Genomic DNA, 18,206 nt, shown 5'->3' with positions numbered 1-18,206 from the left:
CACCGCCTGGGAGGTCAGGGGGACATTACGTTGTCCGTGTAGTCCACGTTCTCCTGGTGGTAGGCGACGACCTGGGCGTGCACCTCCTCAGGGGTCAGGATGGTGTCCTTCGCGAAGTACACGTAGTCGACCTGCTCACGGTAGGTGCGGCGGGTGCTGTTACCCAGGAGGCCGCCAGGGATGAACCACTGGTTGAAGTCGATCGCCATCGCGGTGCGCGGGTAGTAGATCCCGCTGTGGTCGGCGAACAGCGCGCCGTCGATGTAGTACTTCACATGCCCGTCGCCGACCTGGATCACCAGGTCGTGCCAGCCGTCGTAGCTCTGGGCGAGTTGGGTGTGGGTGTTGACCGCGACCCAGGGCGACAGCCGGTAGGTGTGCCAAGAGGTCGTGTACATGGCGCTCCCTGGAGAGCCCCAGCCGCCGTTGGGCAGGTACTCGTAGTCCAGTTCGCTGTAGTTCCGAGGCCTTGGAATCTCCTCGCCGGCGGGGGTCCACCCGGGTGGCCCGGATCTGGCTGTCGCCCTTCGGTGCTCGGCGGCACCGAGGGACGGAATCGGGCAACTCGGTGAAAGGCGTCGGCGCGTATGCAGGTCAGCCGGAGTAGGCGCACCGGAATCCGATGTGACCGGCGGAGCTGTCGGGGGCGTTGGAGGTGCGGGCGGCGACCCGGTAGCGGTTGCAGTAGGAGCGGTGGCACATGTGGGAGCCGCCGCGCATCACGCGCGTGCTGCCGCTGGGTGGGCCGGTCGGGGCGATACGGGTCTGTGGGGTATCGACGGCGTGCCAGTCGCGGCTGAACCAGTCCAGGCACCACTCCCACACGTTGCCTGTCATGTTGTGGAGTCCGTAACCATTGGGGGGGAAGGCGTTGACGGGGGCGGTTGAGAGGTAGCCGTCCTCGGCTGTGTTGTGGTGGGGGAACTCGCCCTGCCAGATGTTGCAGAGGTGCCGGCCTCGGGGCGTGAGCTCGTCGCCCCAGGGGAACCGTTTGTGCTCCAGCCCCCCGCGCGCGGCGTGCTCCCATTCGGCCTCGGTGGGCAGCCGCTTTCCGGCCCAGGCGGCGTAGGCGGCGGCGTCGTGCCAGGAGATGTGCACGACGGGGTGGCCCTGACGGTCGTCGATCGAGGAGCCGGGCCCTTCCGGGGCCAGCCAGCAGGCGCCGCGCACGGCGCGCCACCACGGTGCGCCGGGGACGCTGCCGTTGATGACGTGCTTGCGGGCGCCGGGATGGACGAAGCCGGCGAAGACGTACGACCACTCGAAGCGCTCGGCCTCCGTGACGTACCCGTTGGCCTTGATGAAGTCGGCGAACTCGGAGTTGGAGACGGCGGTGGCGTCGATGTGGAAGGGCCGTAGCGCCACCTGCCGAATCGGGCCCTCACCGTCGCCGGGGACAGCGTCGGGATCGTTTCCGCCCATCCAGAAGGCGCCGCCGGGGATGGCGACCATGCCTCGCAGGATCTCCATGCGCTCCCGTACGGGAACGGGGGAAGGGAGCGTGTCCGTCGTGTGCGCCGGCACGGCGGCAGGGATCAAGGTGTCCGTCCTGGCAGGCCTGCGGTGCGGGCCGCAGCACGCACCGCCGCCCGTCGAGGGCAGGGGCGTGCCCGGAGGGATGATGTCGGGCATCGCGGAATCCTTTCTCCGCCGCACGTGGCGGCATCGGATGGACCGGCGGGCCGGGGCCCCGGCCAGGTCACTGCTGCGGACTGCCTGCCGCCTTGTAGAGGTCGCCCAGGTAGTAGTCCTTCGCGTTGGAGGGCGACTTGAGCTTGCCCATGCTTGTGAAGACGTCGGCCAGGCCGTTGAACCAGCCGTCGACGGTGCCGTTGGCGGTGAGGTCGGTCAGCTGCTTGGAGGAGAGCAGCTTCACGTACTTGGTGGAGCCGGCGAGCTGGTCTGCGGGCACCTTGAGGAAGTCGGCGGTGACCTTCTCCGATTCCTCCGGGTGGGCGCTGATCCAGTCGTCCGCCTGCCGCAGCACGGAGGTGACCTTGCGGACCAGCGTCGGGTTCTTGCCGGGCAGGTCGGGCTGGGTCACGAAGACGTTGGGGAACGTCAGCTTCGGGTAGTAGTCCTCGGTGCGGCTGACCTCGGTCAGGTCGGGCACCCGCTTCTTGATGGTGTCGATCAGCGGGTACCAGATGGCCGCCGCGTCGACCTGGCCGGAGGAGAAGGCCGTGACGATGGTGCTCGGGTCCATGGTGACCCGGGTGATGTCGGACGGCTTGAGTCCGGCCTGCCCGAGCGCCAGGTTGAGGATCATGTCGCCGGATGTGCCCTCGGCCACGGCGACCTTCTTGCCTTTCAGGTCGGCGGGCTCGGTGATGCCGGTGCCAGGGCGGGCGATGACGCGGTCGGCCTGGCCGAGCATGTTGACTGCGACGATCTTGGCCTTGCCGGAGGCCGGGAGCCACAGGGCGCCCGGGCCGAGGTAGCCGAAGTCGAGGTCGCCGGCGCCGAGCGCCTGGACCTGCAGTGGGCCGTTGGTGAACGCCTTGAGGTCGGGACTCAGCCCTGCCTTCTGCCACAGGCCTTGCTTGGCGGCGACCGCGAGGGCGGCCGAGCCGCTGTAGTCCGCGATGTAGCCGAAGGTGACCGGGGTGGTCTTGCCGGCGGACGAGGAGGGCGTGGAGTTGCAGCCGGTGGCGGATGCGACGAGGACGAGAACGGTGGCGGCGACCCACAGGCCGGCGGTTCTGCGCTTCATGAGGAGGTTCCTTCGAGCATGCTCGGCTGGTGGTAGACGGCGTTCCAGACCTGCCGCCGTAGGCTGGCGAACTCGGCCGACAGACGCATCTCCTCGGTGCGGGGATACGGCAGGTCGACGGGGATGATCCGGTGGATGCGCCCGGGGCGGGCGGCCATGACCACGACTCGGCCGGCGAGGTAGACCGCCTCGTCGACGTCGTGGGTGATGAACATGACCGTGCGGCGGTCCCGGCTCCAGGTCTCCAGCAGCGAATCCTGCATGCCGATCCGGGTGAGGGCGTCCAGTGCGCCGAAAGGCTCGTCCATGAGGAGGACCTTGGGATCCACGGCGTACGCCCGGGCGATGGCGCACCGCTGCTTCATGCCGCCGGACAGGGTCTTGGGCAGGGCGTCGGCGAAGTCGCCCAGGCCGACCATGTCGATCATCCGCCGGGCCGTGGTCCGCCGTTCGGTCCGGTCGACACCGGCGACCTTCAGGCCGAACTCGACGTTCTCGGTGACGGTCATCCACGGGAAGAGCGCGTACTGCTGGAAGATGACACCCCGCTCCGGGCTGGGGCCGCGTACCTCTTCGCCGTCGACCGTGACCGACCCCCCAGTGGCCTCCAGCAGGCCGGCGGCGATGTTGAGCATGGTGCTCTTGCCGCAACCCGAGGGGCCGACGACGGTGACGAACTCGCCGTCCTCGATGGTGAGGCTCACGTTCTCCAGGGCGAGGAAGCCGCCGGCCTTGGTGCCGAAGTCGCGGGAGACCTCGCGGAATTCGATGGAGGGCATGGCGCTATCTCCTTTCCTGCCACACGGTCAGCCGGCGTTCGGCGAGCAGGAGCAGCCGGTCCATGGCCAGACCGACGGCGCCGATGGCGATCAGCTGGACGAACATCGTGGGCAGGTCGTAGTACAGCTGTGCCTGCTGCATTCGGAAGCCGAGCCCGCTTTGGGCTGCGATCAGTTCGGCGGCGACGACGGTGGCCCAGGCGGCGCCCAGGCCGATCCGCATGCCGACCAGGATGAAGGGGGTGGAGGCGGGCACCACCACGCCGAGGAACACCCGGCTGTCCTTGGCGCCGAGCACTCGGGCGGCGTTCACCAGTGTGGGGTCCACCGACACCACGCCCTGGAAGGTCGACACCACCGAGGAGAGGAAGGCGGCCAGGAAGATGACGAAGATCTTCGGAGTCTCGCCGATGCCCATGAGCACGATGGCCAGCGGGATGACCGCCAGGGGTGGAACCATCCGGAAGAACTGGAGCCATGGCTCGATCAGTCGGCGGACGATCGGGTACCACCCCATGGCGAAACCGACCGGTACGGCGAGGGCCACACCGATGACGTAGCCGGTGAGGACGCGCCTGAGACTGGCGCCGAGGTCGTCGAGGAGGATGCCGCCACGGATCAGTTCCCATCCGCGGCTCAGCACCGACAGCGGGCCGGGGAAGCCCTGGACGCTGCTATGGGCGAGGACGGTCCATACCAGTAGCCCGAGCGCCGCGGAGCACAGGGAGAGCAGGGAACCACGGAGGCTGAGGATTTGGGGCAGCCGCCCGGCCGGATTGCGTGCGCTGCCGGGCGTGGGTGGTGCGGGGGCGAGGGTTTCGCCCGTCGCCATGGGGACGTCCTCCGAGTGGCCCGACCACCGGGTCGGCGCGGCGGATGTGGCGTGCTGTTTCATGCCACCTCATCCGCCACTCCGTCGACGTCGGGCGCGCGGTTGCCGCCGATGTCGGACATGTAGCTCATCCACGTGTAGGCGGGGTCACCCCGGCGCAGGAGCTCCTGGTAGAGACGCGCCGTCAGTTCTCGCCGGACGCCGGCGTACGCGGGTGCTTCGTGGACGTTGTGCAGTTCATGCGGGTCCGCTTCGAGGTCGTAGAGTTCGTTGACGCTGTCAGGGTTGTACACCAGCTTGTGGCGGTGGTCGCGGATCATCCGCTGTGAGTAGGGGAAGTGGTGGCCGTGGAACTCGGTGACCACCTGCTCGCGGGTGCCGTCGGCCGGTTCGCCGGCCAGTACCGGCAGCAGGCTCGCTCCGTCGCAGGGTTCCAATGCGGGCAGACCGGCCAGCCCCAGGACCGTGGGGTTGAGGTCGATGAGAGTGGCGAAGTCGTCGCGGACCTGCGGTGGGCAGCCGGGGACGCGCACGATTCCCGGGATGCGGTAGATGTCTTCGTACATCGCCGGACCCTTGTCGTTGAGCCGGTGGGAGCCGGTGAACTCGCCGTGGTCGGCGGTGAAGACGACAGCGGTGTCCTCCCACATGCCACGGGCCCTCAGCGCGTCCAGGAGGCGGGCGACCTGGTGGTCGATGAGGGTCACATAACCCCAGTAGACGGCGATCAGCTTGCGCCAGGTGTCGGCGTCGAAGTCGTCCGCCGACCAGTAAGCGGAGTATTGGCGCTGCACGTCGGGCTTACCGGCGAAGGTTTCGGACATGGAGGCCGGCAGCGGTACCGATGCCGGGTCGTACATGTCGTAGTACTCGTCCGGGATGAGGTAGGGCAGGTGAGGACCGAACCAGTGGCAGGACAGCATGAACGGCTTGCCGTCGGTGTGCCAGGCGTCGGTGTAGCGGTCCAGCAGCTCGAGGGTCTTGTCGGCGAGGTAGGCCTCGACGGTGGCCTCGGGCGGCTGCTGGAGGCGACCGGCGATCAGGTGGCCGCGGCCGGTGCCGTTCGTCGCCGAGCCGAATACCGCGTCCTTGACTGCGAAGCGGGGGTAGCCCTTGGCATCCAGCCATGCCTCGTAGGAGGGATGGTGGACGGGGTTGAGCGCCCCGGGAAGGTGTTCGCCGTCCATCGCGTAGTACTCGGGACCGCGGGCGCGGCCGATGTGCCACTTGCCCACGTGGCCCATGTTGTAGCCGGCCGCCAGCAGCGGCTGGGAGAGCACCGGCGAACCGTCCTCGACTTCGTCGCGTCCGCCGCCGTTGCGCTCGGGATTCACCAGCAGGCCATGCCGGAAGGGGTGTTGCCCGGTGAACAGTGAGGCGCGGGCCGGGGTGCAGATGGCGGTAGGGGTGTAGAAGCTGTCGAACCGGGTGCCCTCGGCTGCAAGGGAGTCGAGCGCGGGAGTGCTGATGGTGGTGTTGCCATAGCAGCCCAAGGTGTCGACCCGGTGCTGGTCGGTCATCAGGAACAGGAGGTTTCGGGGTGACACGGACGGACCTTCCGATCGGCCTCTGGGGAAGGAGCGAGTGGGACAGCGCGTCAGGCCGGGCCGCAGGAAGAGGTGGGGGAGTCCTCGGCAGCGCTTTTTTCCTGGATCGGATCATATTCAGGGAAGGTTCGGTCCACAAGAGGTCGGCGACCCTGTAATCGCCGACCGTCCCTTCACACCCTTGTCGGCTCCTCCTGAAGCAGTAGCGCCACCGCCCCGAGAGCCGCCGCGTTGACTCCCAGATCCGCCTGCACGACATCCACCCGTCCCGCCGCACGCGGCAGAGCCAGCCGGTCGATCGCCTGGCGGATCGGGTCCAGGACCAGCGACCCCAGCTGTGCCAACTCCCCTCCCACCACGATTCGTGAGGGGTCCAGCTGCGCCGCGGTCCCGGCCAGTACCCGGCCCAGCCGGTCGGCAGCGGTGGAGACCACCCGGGTTGCCGTCGGGGAAAGGTTGCGCACGGCGGCGACCAGGGCGTCCAGGTCGGCAAGGGCAAGACCCTGTCGGGCGCACTGCTCCAGCAGTACCGCGCCCCCGGCGACTTCTTCAAGGCAGCCCCGGCCACCGCAGTGGCAGGGCTTCCCAACCGGATCAACGCTCACATGGCCGATCTCACCGGCACACCCGTGCGCCCCGGCCACGGCTCGACCGCCGACCACCAAACCGCCGCCGATTCCCGTGGACCAGCGCACATACACAAGATCCTCCACCGAGCGTCCCGCGCCCCAGGTCGCCTCGGCCAAGGCCGCGGCGCGGGAGTTGTTGCCCAGCACCACCGGCACACCGAACTCCTCGGCGATGTGTGTCCGCAGCGCTTCGATCTCCTTGGGCTTCCACTCGACGCCGGCGATTCCGACGAGGCCCGCGCCGATCGCGGTCAGCGTCGACGGGGCGACCGCCGCCTCACCGGCCGCTCGCCGCAGCAGATCCGCCGCCGCCGGGGCCACTACGTCGGCGCGCACCGCGGAAGGCAGGTCGTGCATGCCGCTGGCCACCACCTCGTGCGAGGTGTTGACGATGACCAGGCGCATCCGGCTGCGGCCGATGTCGAACCCCGCGTACAGGCCGGCTGAAGGATTGAGCACGACCCGGGTCGCCGGCCGACCGCGGCCGCGCCCTGCCGTGTCGCCGGCGCTCTGCTCGACCAGGACACCACCTTCGAGCAGTCCGGCGACGATGCTGAACAGCGTGGTCTTGGGCAGGCCGGTGCGCCGGCTCAGCTCGGCGCGGCTGAGCGCCCCCGATCGGCGCAGCTCTGCGAGAACGAGATCGTCGTAGGCCGACCTGTTGCGGCGGGCAGGAGTAGCAGTCACCGCAGCATGATGCGCCCTTGTTCGTTATTCGGGCAAAGCCTGGAAGAAATCCCTGCTGTCGTAGTCGGGGCCTCCCAGCGCAGCGAATCGGGCTTCCGTGATGGCGGACGGGCCCTGGGTGATCACACCCCGTCCGTTCTGACCAACACCCACGCGGAACCTTTGATACATGGGTCACCACGGGTATGGGAGCTGGGGGCGACGGCCGGGCGCAGAGGTCGCGACTGGAGGGAGCGGACCGGCTGCAACCGTCCGGGACAGGATTCCGGTGTAGACCTCTTGCAGTCCTTGCCTCGCACTCAATACGATCCGTTTTCGGAATAATTGCTGAGCCTGATCCGTCACTGTCTCGCCGCACACACCGCAGTACCCCGCACCGCCCGACGCTCGTACGAGCCTCCGCTGTGGACGGTGAACACCGCACGTCACCCGCACAAGGCGCCGGCCGGCGCTGCGCCCCCACATCCATGACACCCGATGCCTGACACCAGGAGGCGCCATGCAACACCTCAAGCGTCGATCGTTTCTTGCCGGCGTGACCGGAGCCGTCGCTGTGACAGCCATCGGGACTCCGGCCCGGGCGGCGGACGACATCGGGTCCGAAGCCGCGTTCCGGCTCGTCCGCAACGGCCGTGGCAAGGCGACGGTGCTGTGGTGGGGCGGCGCCACCGCACGGTTCGCGGCCTCTGAACTGGCTGACTACGTAGAGCGGATGAGCGGCTCCCGCCTTCAGGTCCTGCGTGCACGGCCCGAACAGCCGCAGACGGCAACGTCCGGAGTGCTCGTGCTGCCCGGCAGCCGACGCCAGGCAACCACCGTCCCGCCGGTGTGGCTGGCCAAGGCCGACACACGGCTGCGCGACCAGGTCACGGACAGTTACCTGGTCAGCGCCACCCCGCACGGCGTGCTGCTGAGCGGTGTGGGCGACCGCGGCGTGGTGTACGCGACATACGCGCTGCTGGAGCAGTTCGGAGTCGGTTTTTTCGCACCGCAGTTCAGCTACTACCAGGGTGCCGCCGAGACCGTACCGCAGGCCGTCGACATCACGGTCCGCGCCCGGACCAGCCTGGTCACCCCACCTTGGCCGGTGCGGCGCAAGGCGATCGAGGAGGGCTGGAGCATCAGCCGGTCCAGCCTCACCGCACTGATCGATTGGATGGGCAAGCAGCGGCTCAACGTCCTGGTCTTTCCGTACGACTACTACGGGGCCCGAGTCACTCGCTACGAGGACTTCGCGGCAGGGATGGCACCAGAACTCGCCAAGCGCGGCATCATCGTGGAAGTCGGCGGCCACGGGTACGACGCATTTCTCCGCCGGGCCGACTACCCGCAGTACTACACTCCCGGGGTCAACGTCTTCAACGTGCACGACGAAGCGGCGGTATCGCAGTACATCGCCAACGTCGTCACCTATCTGCGGGCCCGGCCCGAGATCGCCATCTTCGACTGCTGGCCGCCGGACGGGGCGACGTGGCCGAAGGCCACCCTCGCCGAGTTCGGCACCGCCACCAACGCCGAAGTTCACGTTGTGAACAAGCTCGTTGCCGCCATCGCCGACGCTGGACTCCACGTCCAGGTCGAACGCATCGCGTACGGCGCCGGCCTGGACACGCCCACGGCCGGGTACACGTTCGACCCGAAGGTGCTCATCGACTTCGCCGCGTACGGACGCACGTACTCCGTCCCGCTCGGCGATCCGTCCTCGGCCGTCAACGCGCACCACCTGGACGTGCTGCGTCGGTGGCGCGTGGCCCACCCGGGCACACTGGCGATCTACGACTACTCGCGCCGCTACCGCTGGCGCGAGCTGGGCAATCCGATCGGTGTCCTCGCCCAGGACGCGGACGTGTACCGCAGCATCGGCGTCAACGGCGTCGGAGCGTACTCCGAACCGGCGAACTGGCTGCAGTTCGAGGCGATCCATCTGTTCGGCGCCCGCAGTGCATGGAATCCGACGCTGACCTACGACGACTTCATGAGCAGCTACCTGCCTGCGCGGTTCGGGCCGGCAGCGCAGGAGATGGCCGACTACCTGCTGCGCACCGCGGACGACCCGGACGTCCTCAACACGCCCGGCCAAGGGACGGCGCTGCGGATCAAGTACCAGGCTGCCGCGGCCGACGTCGCCGCGGCGCGAGCGAAGACCGTCGGGACCAGCGCCGCGGCGATTGTCCTCGACCGGCTCGCCTGGGGCTGCGAACTCGCCCTGGCCGACATCGATATCACCCGGTACGCCCAAGCAAACGATCAGGCAGGCAAGCAGCAGGCGATGGCCCGCTACCGCCAGCTGACCCAGCGACACCGCTTCAACGGCATCCAGCTCGAGTCGCTCTACACCACCCCGCGCTACGGCGAACAGGTCACCCGGGCGCAGATTGCCAAGCAGTACCGCTCCGCGGCGTGGGGTTACCTGCCGCAGGTCCAGTTCACCGTGCGCCAGGGGGCCTCCGTCGACGTGACGATCACGGCGCAGGACGTCGACTTCCAGGGGCACGACGTGGAGTGGACACTCATCGCGCCCCAGGGACTCACCGCCGAGCGCACCCAGGGCGCTCTGCGAGCCTCGGGCCCGCTCGAGGCTTCGGAAACGGTCCGCCTGAGCGCCGGGACCGACGTCGCACCCGGGAACTACGCCGTCACTGTCGCTTTTGACGCCGATGGCGGGGAGCTGACGTCGGCTCAGTGCTCCATCACTGTGTTCCGGTAGAAATCTGTCGGTCAGCCCCGACCCGGCGACCTACCGGATCACCATGGACACCGAGCCCCCGGCGTGGTTCCCGCTGTCCACGAAGACAGCACTTCTGGTTACTCGGACGCGGTCTCTCGGTTCCGTGTCAGTGACGGTGATATCAGCGGTGAGGTCAGTCAGTCTCGGGTTGTTCTACCTGGTCGCCGAGGTGGTCGTGTTGGCCGTTTTGCTGACATGTGGTGAGAGATCCGGCTCGGGACGACTGCCTAAGGAATTTACGGAGCAGGTGAACCTACTGTCATGGGCGCGAGAGATCGCAGCCAGAGTTCCTCTCATGAGAACTATATGACGGTCAGTCAATTCAGTTTACGTTAAGGGAACTTCAGGGAGATCAGCAACGAGATGGCCCACGGGTAGATGGCGCGCGCGGTGATGCCGTCGGGCCGGGTCAAGGTTCACCGCACGCTTACGTTCCCCCACCGGGTCGGCGGACCCGCCCCAACGGTTCCTTGCCGTAGTCCAGTTCGGTGACTCCGCGGGGGACGGTGCCCTCGCGGACCCGAGCTGCGGGGCGCAGCCACCCTGACTACGCCGTGGCTCAGCGACCGGGCCTCGGCCCCGGCATCAATCGCGGCTGAAGCACATCCAGGTGCGGGAGCGTCTGGAATTTTGCTGCCAGCAACATCTCGATCCCTTCCGGTATGCCTGTTGAGCCTGTACCGCAAGAACGAAGATCAAGATCGGAAGCAATGAGTTGTTCCCGGAATGCCCTAAATTCACTGCCTTGGGTTCTATGCGACGCAGGCGGTTTTCCTCCTGTCCGGAATGCTCCGGGGTTGGATCACCGGGGAGCTCGCCATGCATCTTGAAGTGGTACTCCGTCCCACCAGAATCGACAGGGCGGCGCCGTGTTTCCCCGCCGGTTGTCCGGCCAACTGTTGTGGCGGGTTTGCGGCATGGAAGAAATACGCCACTGCCCATCAGTTGCCTCGGTCCCTGCCAAGCCTGAGTATCTGTCTCACTCGGCAAGGAGTTCCTTGCCGCGACGAGTAGGAGGCACTCGTGCATTCCGTACGTCGTATTCACGGCGCGACCGAAAGAGCGATATCTCAGGAGGCCTGTCGATGAGGCGTCTGGGACAACGGCTGGCCACTGCGGTCGCCGGCGTCACCGTTCTCGGGGTGGTCATGTCGGCCATCCCGGCGAGTGCCACCGGCCCGACCCCCACCCCGTCCAACCCTACGGCCCTCAAGGGGGCCGAGTCCGCTACGGTCGACACCAACATTCTCCGTGCGGCTGCCGGAACTCGGGCAAAGCTGTCGCTGACGCTGGTGACCGGCGACAAGGTGGAGATCGGCGTCGCCGCGGACGGGAAGCCGGTCGTCCGCGAGATCGAGCCGGCGACGAGGCCCGGGCACGAGCAGGTACTCTTCCAAACCGTCACCAGGAGTGGCCAGCTCTACGTCGTCCCGGACGACGCGTTGCCGCTGCTCCGTGCCGACCTGCTGGACTGGGAGCTCTTCAACATCGCCAAGCTGGCCGCCTGGGCGGCCGAGGGTACGACCGGTGAGGTCCCGGCGATCGCCGCGTACACCGGAAAGACCAGCGCCCGCACGGCGCCCAAGGCCGCCGGCACCAAGGCCAAGCGCGTCCTGAAGAGCATCAACGCCCGCTCGATGGACATCAAGGGCGACGGTCAGTGGTGGCGGGAGGTACGGGGTAAGGACGCGGACAAGTCCGCTTCCGCCGCTCGTGCCGCCGGTTCGCTTGCCGGAGTGAAAAAGGTGTGGCTGAACGAACTGACGAGGATTCAGCTCGACAAATCCGTACCGCAGATTGGCGCGCCCGCCGCCTGGAGCCGCGGCTATGACGGTTCAAACGTGAAGGTCGCGGTGCTGGACAGCGGCATCGATGCCACCCACCCCGATCTCGCCGACCGGATCGCCGAGGCGGTTGACTTCACCAACAGCCCGAAGGGTCCGGTGGACGAACACGGACACGGTACCCATGTGGCGTCCACGATCGCCGGCACCGGAAAGGCCTCCGACGGGCTGCGTCGCGGTGTGGCGCCTGGTGCGAAGCTGCTCATCGGCAGAGTCTGCGGTTCGGACGGCTCGTGCCCTGGCGACGCGGTCATCGCCGGCATGGAGTGGGCCGCCCAGTCCGGTGCCGATGTGGTGAACATGAGCCTCGGTGGCCCGCCCTCCGACGGAACGGACGCGCTGAGCAAGTCGGTCAACAAGCTCAGCAGCACCTACGGCACCCTGTTCGTCATCGCCGCGGGCAACAATGGCCCGACCGCCAAGACGGTCGGGGCGCCGGGTGCCGCCGACGAGGCGCTGACGGTCGCGGCCGTGGACAAGAGCGACCAGATGGCCCCCTTCTCCAGCCGCGGGCCTCGGGTCGGGGACGGCGGGGCCAAGCCGGACATCGCGGCTCCGGGCGTCGCCATCGCCGCCGCCCGGGCCAAGGGCACCGCGATGGGCACGGTCGTGGACGACTACTACACGTCCGCCAGTGGCACTTCCATGGCCACGCCCCACATGGCCGGCGCCGCGGCGATCATCGCCCAGAAGTACCCGGACTTCAGCGGGCGGCAGATCAAGGCGCTGCTGATGGCCACCGCCAAGGACCTCGGACACGACGTGTACGCGCAGGGCGCCGGCCGGGTGGACGTGGCCCGTGCGATCGATCCGAAGATCATCCCGGACGGGAACCTGAACTTCGGCCGCTTCGAGTTCCCGCACTCGTCGACGTCCAGGACGGTCACCTACACCAACTGGACCGACGAGCCGATCACGCTGACGCTCTCCGCCTCGGCCTCCTACGCGGGCAAGCCCACGCCGGCGGGGCTGTTCACGCTCAGCGCCGACCAGGTGACCGTGCCCGCCAAGGGTTCGACCGACGTCGCGGTGACCCTGAACGGCAAGGTGGCGGAGGATGCCGGGCAGTACGGTGGATACGCAGGCGCCCTGACCGCCAAGGACAGCACGGGGACGACGCTGGGAACGTCGCGGATCTCGGCGTTCCTGGAGCCGATCCGTCACGACCTGACCATCAAGGTCATTCCTCCGGCCGGCGCCACCGACATCCGGTACGGCAACGCGCTGATCGTCCCGATGAACGAGGACAAGCTGAACCTCTACGAGGACCCGGAGGTGGCACCGGGTGGCGAGACGATCAAGGCCAGGGTCTTCGCCGGCACTGTCGCGTCGGCCCTCACGATGACGTGGCGGGACGCGGCCGGTGAGCTGCACAGGGCCGCACCGATGGCACCGCAGGTGCAGGTCACCGGGGCGACCACGGTGGAGCTGGACTTGCGGAAGGCCAAGCCGATCAGAGTGAACGCCCCGGAGTCGACGGAGACATACGGCGCGGCCTTCCAGATCAAGCGGGCCTCTGTGGACGGCAATTGGGGGCTTACCGCAAAGCTGGGCACCAACTACGGTCCCGGTGAACCGAACTGGTGGGCACTGCCGACCAGCGAGGTGAGCCTCGGCACGCTCTCCTTCAACAGCCAGCATGTCCTGGTACCGCCGTCAGTAACGATGAAGGTCACGGGCAACGGTGACTCCTTCGACCTCGGCGCCCGCTACGCGACGCCGGACAGCTCCATCCACGGCGGGACCCAGGGATGGAAGGAAGACGGGAAGAACCAGGTCCGCCACGTGCAGTTGACGATCCCTCGACTGCCCACCAATGGGCAGAAGCCCGTGGTCTACGCGGGCACCGGCTCGGCCGAGGAGCTCGCCAAGGTCGACGCCAAGGGTGCGCTGGTGCTGGTGCGGCCGACCGACATCTGCACGACGACCTGCAACTACACCGCACTCCGTGAGCGAGTGGCGGCGGCTGCCGCGGCGGGTGCGGTCGGGGTGCTGGTGGCCGGCGGGACCGATCGGGTCACCCTGGAGTCGTACGGGACCCGGCACTACAACTGCGAGAACGGTCCAGACAGCTGCCCGCCGGTCGAGCCGTACGCGGCGTTGCCGATCGTGACCGTACCCCCGGCCGAGGCCGCCACGCTGATCCGGCGGATCGAGGGCGGGGCGACGCCCGGCGTCCAGGTCGAACTCGGCGGCAACAGCGAGGTGTCGAAGAGCTACGCGCTGGCGTTCAGCACCAGCGGTCGGATCCCCGCCAGCCTGCCGCACCAGGTCCTGCCCGAGGAGCTCGACCGTGTCGACCACCGTATCCACGCCGACCGGCCCGGGGTGACTTCCTACTTCGGCTGGAGCCGGACCACCGACGCCGGCCCGGTTGCAGTGGAGATGGACCTGCCCAAGCCGGTCAGCCAACGGCAGCTCACCACGTGGGTCACGCGGGACGACCACGCGGTCGACACATTTGAGCTGGCCACCAGGCATTACGTCGCGCCGTCCGTGCTGGCGACTGCATCGGGCCCAGGCGAAACCCAGGACCTGGCGCTTGACAGGAAGAACACGATCGACTGGAGCACGGGCCCGTCCCTGCCCGGCGCGGTGCCCCAGGTCCGCACCAAGTCGGGCTTCACCAACAGCGCCGGCCTGCCGTGCGCCGGCTGCCGGGAGGCCGACCGATTCTGGCCAACCATGTACCTGACCGGCAGCGGAGGCGGCCGCCAGGCCGTGATCGGCATGGTCAACGAAACGATCTTGTTCCCGCTCCTCTACGGGATAGGGACCTGTACCACCTGTGACGTCAGCCTTTCCAACCAGGCCGGCGACGAACTCGAGCAACGCCTCGTACCCCTCGAGTTCGCCTTCCAGCTCGGCGAGCCCGGCAACGCGCCGAACCTGGTGTCGGGGAGCAAGCGGTGATGACCGAAGCGAGAAAGGAGACCGGTCCGATGAACGCGACCGTGCCATCGAAGTGGCGCCGGACAGTGAACCTGGCGGCGCTGACAGCCCTGGGGGTGCTCGCGATGACGGGTTGCGGTAGCGCTGACGTCATCACGTACGATCTGCCTGCGGAATCAGCCCGCTACTCGTACGAGGCGGACACCAACGGGGTCAAGACCGTGTGGGAGTACACGTCCGACCGGCCGGACAAGGCTGACACGCCGACGTCGCAACCGTGCATCGCGGACGCCATCGTCAAGGATCCTGGTAAGTGCCGTCCGGAGCCGCTGATCTTCCTGCGGTACGACCTGGGCCTGGCTCTGGACAACACCGCCAAGGCCAACGGCACCCACCGCGTCACCGTCACCGGCTACTACCAGGACCGGCTCAGCAAGCCACCGACCGTGACCGAGCTGCGGGTCGAGGCCAGCGTCGACGGCGGCAAGACCTGGCAGCCGGCCGTCTCCACCCAGGCCGGCGGGCAGAACACGTTCACCGCGCAAATCAAGCACCCGAAGCGTGACGAGGCTCCCGGAGGAGTCGCACTGCGGATCACCGCGACCGACAGCGCGGGGGACACCGTCAAGCAGACGATTCCCAAGGCGTACCAACTGCGCTGAGGTGAACCGATGAAGCGGTGAACCCAACCGGAGGGCCGCGGCCGGGGCGAGACGTGAGTTTCGCCCCGGCCGTTCTCGCGTTTTCGGCTGCGAGGTCATCTCGATCGAGGTCCGTGTGGCGGCCGCGCTGGACGGACTGGAGCTCAGTGTGGTCAACCGGACCGGGGCGGGGACGGGCACGGGTACAGGCACGGGCCCGGGTGCCTTCCCGACGTCCGGGCACGGCCTACCTGGGCCGGCCGAGCGCGTGCGGCTGCTGCACGGTGAGATCGAGGCCGGCCCGGACGGGCCGCAGCGCCGGCGGTTGGTGGTCCGGCTGCCGGTACGGTTGTCGGCATGATCGGCTCTGAAGCGAGCGAAGCCGTCATGACTGGCGTCGGCACCGGCCCCGCCACCACCAGCCCTACCAGCACCCCCGTCACACTCCTGATCGCGGACGACGACGAGGTGACCCGCAGCGGTCTGCGCACGTTGCTCGCGGCCCGGTCGGGGATTGCGGTGGTCGGGGAGGCCGCCGACGGCGTTGAGGCGGTCGAGCAGGTGCGGCGGCTGCGGCCGGACGTGGTTCTGATGGATGTGCGGATGCCGCGTCGCAACGGGATCGAGGCCACCCGGCAACTCCTTGCCGAGTCGGTCGAACCGCCGAAGGTCGTGGTGATCACCACCTTCGAGAACGACGGCTACGTCACCGCCGCGCTCAGCGCGGGGGCCAGTGGGTTCGTGCTCAAGCGGCTTCCGGTCCAGCAGATCGCGGAGGCGGTGCGGGTGGTGGCGGCGGGGGAGTCGATCCTCTTCCCGGCGGCACTGCGCCGGATGGTCGCCGCCCGCCCGCTGGGCTCCGCGGAGGTGTTGCCGAAGGCGGCGCTGACGGGGCGGGAGGAGGAGGGGCTGCGGTTGATGGCCACCGGCCTGTCCAACCCGGAGATCACCGACTCACGGTGAGCCTGGAGACGGTGAAGACGCACGTCGGGAACGTGCTGACCAAGCTCGGCGCGCAGCACCGGACCCACGCGGTAGTGATCGCGCACCCGCCCGAGCACGGCGGTCAGCCCGAGCCGGTCCGCACATGCCCTCAGCAGCACCGCCCCCGCGTGCCCGATCAGCCCTTCCCCGTCGGCAGCCACAGACAGCCGCCAGTTTGCTAACCGGCCATCAGGGAATCAAACCCAGCTGAATGGTCAGGGCCGACAAACAGGCGGAGGAGCACCATGCTGTCAGACGTGCTGGGACTATCCCCCGCAGAGTCGGAGACCTACCGCACGCTCATCTCGGTAGCCTCCGCCACTCCAGCCGAACTCGCCGAGTCCATCGGGCGCGAAGCCCGCCAGGTCGTGCGCATCCTCGGCATGCTCGAAGGCCGGGGACTCGCCACGCGCAGCCTCGGGGATACCACCCGGTTCGTGGCCTCCCCACCGGCGGCGGCGCTGCGGGCACTCCTGGTCCAGCGACAGAACGAGCTCAAGCTGGCGGAACTCGAGCTCGACTCCCTCGACGACATCTATCGCTCGGCGGCCCTCGGACGCGGCGTCGGCGACGTCATCGATGTGATCCACGGCACCGAGGCCATCCGCGAGCGCGTCGGACAAATACAACTCGGCGCAAGGAAAGAGGTCATGAACTTCGTCAAGGCGCCGGTCTTTTCTGTCGGCAACATGACCGACGGCGCTGTCATCGCGCGCGGCGTCCGTTACCGCGTGATGCTCGAACGCGCGATGCTCGACGAGGGAGCCCCGTCGTTCGACGAGATCGTTCAGGCTCGGGCCGCAGGAGAGGAAGTCCGAATCGCAGAGAAAGTGCCACTGAAACTCTTCATCGTAGACCGCGAGTTCGCCATTGTTCCTCTTCTCGGTCCGGCCAATGCCGCACCGGCGGGAGCCCTGCTCGTGCACGCGAGCAGCCTGCTCGACGCGCTTATAGCACTGTTCGAGTCCGAATGGGAGAAAGCGACGCAGTTTGTCACCTCTGCAGGTGCCGTGCAGAATGTGTCCGCCATCGATGATCTGGATGCACAAATCCTCAGCCTGTCGCTGACCGGCCTCACCGACCAAGCGATCGCCGCCCAACTGCGCAGCTCCCTGCGGACGGTGCAGCGCCGGGTCCGGCACCTGATGGATGTCGCGAAGGTGCAGAATCGCATGCAACTGGGCTTCCAGGCGGCACGGCTGGGCTGGCTCGAAGCCGAGCGAGACGGCAACCGACCACATGAGGCCACCGCGACCGCAACTCCTTGGCAAAACGGTGCTGTGACGGAGCAGCGACCCTGATGGGGTTGGTCTGCTCTGGTGTCCAGCAGAGGGCGGCGGCGAGGCCGAGGAAGGCGAGGTAGTTGCGGGGGGTGGCGTTCGCAGCGGTGGTTGAGTCTGCGGTAGCCGGTTGTCCTGCACGGCCAGGCCGAGGCGGTGCTCGCCTCCGATCTCTTCGAGGCCCGTACCCTGACCGGGGCGCGTCTGTACGTCTTCGCGGTCATCGAACACGCCACCAGGCGCATGCGGATCCTGGGCGTCACCGCGCACCCGACCGTGGAGTTGATCGTGCCGCCCGGACGTAATCTGGTCATGGACCTGGAGGACGCGAACAGCAGAGCCGGATTCCTGATCCGCGACCAAGACTCGAAGTTCCCCCAGGCCTTCGACGCCGTATTGGCCGACGCCGACATGAAGGTCGTCACCAGCGGCATCCGGATGCCTCGGATGAACTCCGTCATGGAGCGCTGGATACAGACCTGCCGCCGTGAACTCCTGGACCACACCTTGGTCTGGAACCAGAGCCACCTCCTGCACGCGCTCCGCGAGTTCTCCGATGGCTATGGGCGAGTCGGGCGTAGGCAGCCATCGCACCGTGGCGACGACAAGGAAGAGCAGCAATCCTGCGAGGCCGAACTCACCCCCCAGCC

The 18,206-nt window shown here is 68.0% G+C and carries 12 protein-coding genes and 3 pseudogenes; 7 read left to right on the top strand and 8 right to left on the bottom strand.

The window, feature by feature from the left end:
- Positions 1 to 14: 14 nt before the first annotated feature.
- From OG953_RS01505 to OG953_RS01475, 7 genes are all read right to left on the bottom strand, one after another.
- On the bottom strand, positions 15 to 398 hold the full coding sequence (locus OG953_RS01505) for a hypothetical protein (RefSeq protein ID WP_405682029.1): 384 nt from the start codon (positions 396 to 398) through the stop codon (positions 15 to 17).
- 196 nt (positions 399 to 594) lie between these two features.
- The gene (locus OG953_RS01500; RefSeq protein WP_405682028.1) at positions 595 to 1,632 is read right to left on the bottom strand and encodes a formylglycine-generating enzyme family protein; all 1,038 of its coding nucleotides are present in this window, start codon (positions 1,630 to 1,632) and stop codon (positions 595 to 597) included.
- Between the two features lie 67 nt (positions 1,633 to 1,699).
- Positions 1,700 to 2,713 (bottom strand): aliphatic sulfonate ABC transporter substrate-binding protein, encoded by a 1,014-nt coding sequence (locus OG953_RS01495; protein ID WP_405682026.1) that lies wholly within the window; start codon positions 2,711 to 2,713, stop codon positions 1,700 to 1,702.
- Complete coding sequence (locus OG953_RS01490; protein ID WP_405682024.1) at positions 2,710 to 3,492, bottom strand: ABC transporter ATP-binding protein; 783 nt, start codon at positions 3,490 to 3,492, stop codon at positions 2,710 to 2,712. Before OG953_RS01490 ends, OG953_RS01495 begins: the two co-directional genes overlap by 4 nt.
- A gap of 4 nt (positions 3,493 to 3,496) precedes the next feature.
- Positions 3,497 to 4,324, bottom strand: a complete 828-nt coding sequence (locus OG953_RS01485) for an ABC transporter permease (RefSeq protein WP_405691558.1) — start codon at positions 4,322 to 4,324, stop codon at positions 3,497 to 3,499.
- Positions 4,325 to 4,383: 59 nt separating this feature from the next.
- Positions 4,384 to 5,871 carry a sulfatase-like hydrolase/transferase gene (locus OG953_RS01480; RefSeq protein WP_405682022.1) on the bottom strand — a complete coding sequence of 496 codons (1,488 nt, stop codon included), beginning with the start codon at positions 5,869 to 5,871 and terminating at the stop codon, positions 4,384 to 4,386.
- 173 nt (positions 5,872 to 6,044) lie between these two features.
- Complete coding sequence (locus OG953_RS01475) at positions 6,045 to 7,187, bottom strand: ROK family transcriptional regulator (RefSeq protein ID WP_405682021.1); 1,143 nt, start codon at positions 7,185 to 7,187, stop codon at positions 6,045 to 6,047.
- Positions 7,188 to 7,740: 553 nt separating this feature from the next.
- On the opposite strand from OG953_RS01475, the gene OG953_RS01470 reads away from it, so the two are divergent.
- Positions 7,741 to 9,894, top strand: coding sequence for a DUF4838 domain-containing protein (locus OG953_RS01470; RefSeq protein ID WP_405682020.1), 2,154 nt, complete (start codon positions 7,741 to 7,743; stop codon positions 9,892 to 9,894).
- A 417-nt stretch (positions 9,895 to 10,311) separates the two neighbouring features.
- On the opposite strand, the pseudogene OG953_RS01465 reads toward OG953_RS01470, so the two are convergent.
- Positions 10,312 to 10,561: pseudogene (locus OG953_RS01465) on the bottom strand (ISAzo13 family transposase); the annotation flags it as partial.
- 439 nt (positions 10,562 to 11,000) lie between these two features.
- Here OG953_RS01465 and OG953_RS01460 point away from each other — a divergent pair.
- From OG953_RS01460 to OG953_RS01435, 6 genes and pseudogenes are all read left to right on the top strand, one after another.
- Positions 11,001 to 14,672, top strand: a complete 3,672-nt coding sequence (locus OG953_RS01460) for a S8 family peptidase (protein ID WP_405682019.1) — start codon at positions 11,001 to 11,003, stop codon at positions 14,670 to 14,672.
- The gene (locus tag OG953_RS01455; RefSeq protein ID WP_405682018.1) at positions 14,672 to 15,313 is read left to right on the top strand and encodes a hypothetical protein; all 642 of its coding nucleotides are present in this window, start codon (positions 14,672 to 14,674) and stop codon (positions 15,311 to 15,313) included. The genes OG953_RS01460 and OG953_RS01455 overlap by 1 nt, the downstream gene beginning before the upstream one ends.
- Positions 15,314 to 15,428: 115 nt before the next feature.
- Positions 15,429 to 15,653, top strand: a complete 225-nt coding sequence (locus OG953_RS01450) for a hypothetical protein (RefSeq protein ID WP_405682017.1) — start codon at positions 15,429 to 15,431, stop codon at positions 15,651 to 15,653.
- A pseudogene (locus OG953_RS01445) lies at positions 15,650 to 16,341 on the top strand (response regulator); the annotation flags it as partial. The gene OG953_RS01450 and the pseudogene OG953_RS01445, both read left to right, overlap by 4 nt.
- Positions 16,342 to 16,521: 180 nt before the next feature.
- Positions 16,522 to 17,577: a helix-turn-helix domain-containing protein gene (locus OG953_RS01440; protein ID WP_405682016.1), complete on the top strand. Its 1,056-nt coding sequence runs from the start codon at positions 16,522 to 16,524 to the stop codon at positions 17,575 to 17,577.
- A gap of 114 nt (positions 17,578 to 17,691) precedes the next feature.
- A pseudogene (locus tag OG953_RS01435) lies at positions 17,692 to 18,120 on the top strand (integrase); the annotation flags it as partial.
- Between the last annotated feature and the right edge of the window lie 86 nt (positions 18,121 to 18,206).

This window comes from Streptomyces sp. NBC_00057 (genome assembly GCF_045041165.1).
Classification (GTDB): Bacteria; Actinomycetota; Actinomycetes; order Streptomycetales; family Streptomycetaceae; genus Streptomyces.
This window is presented reverse-complemented; position numbering and strand designations above follow the sequence as displayed.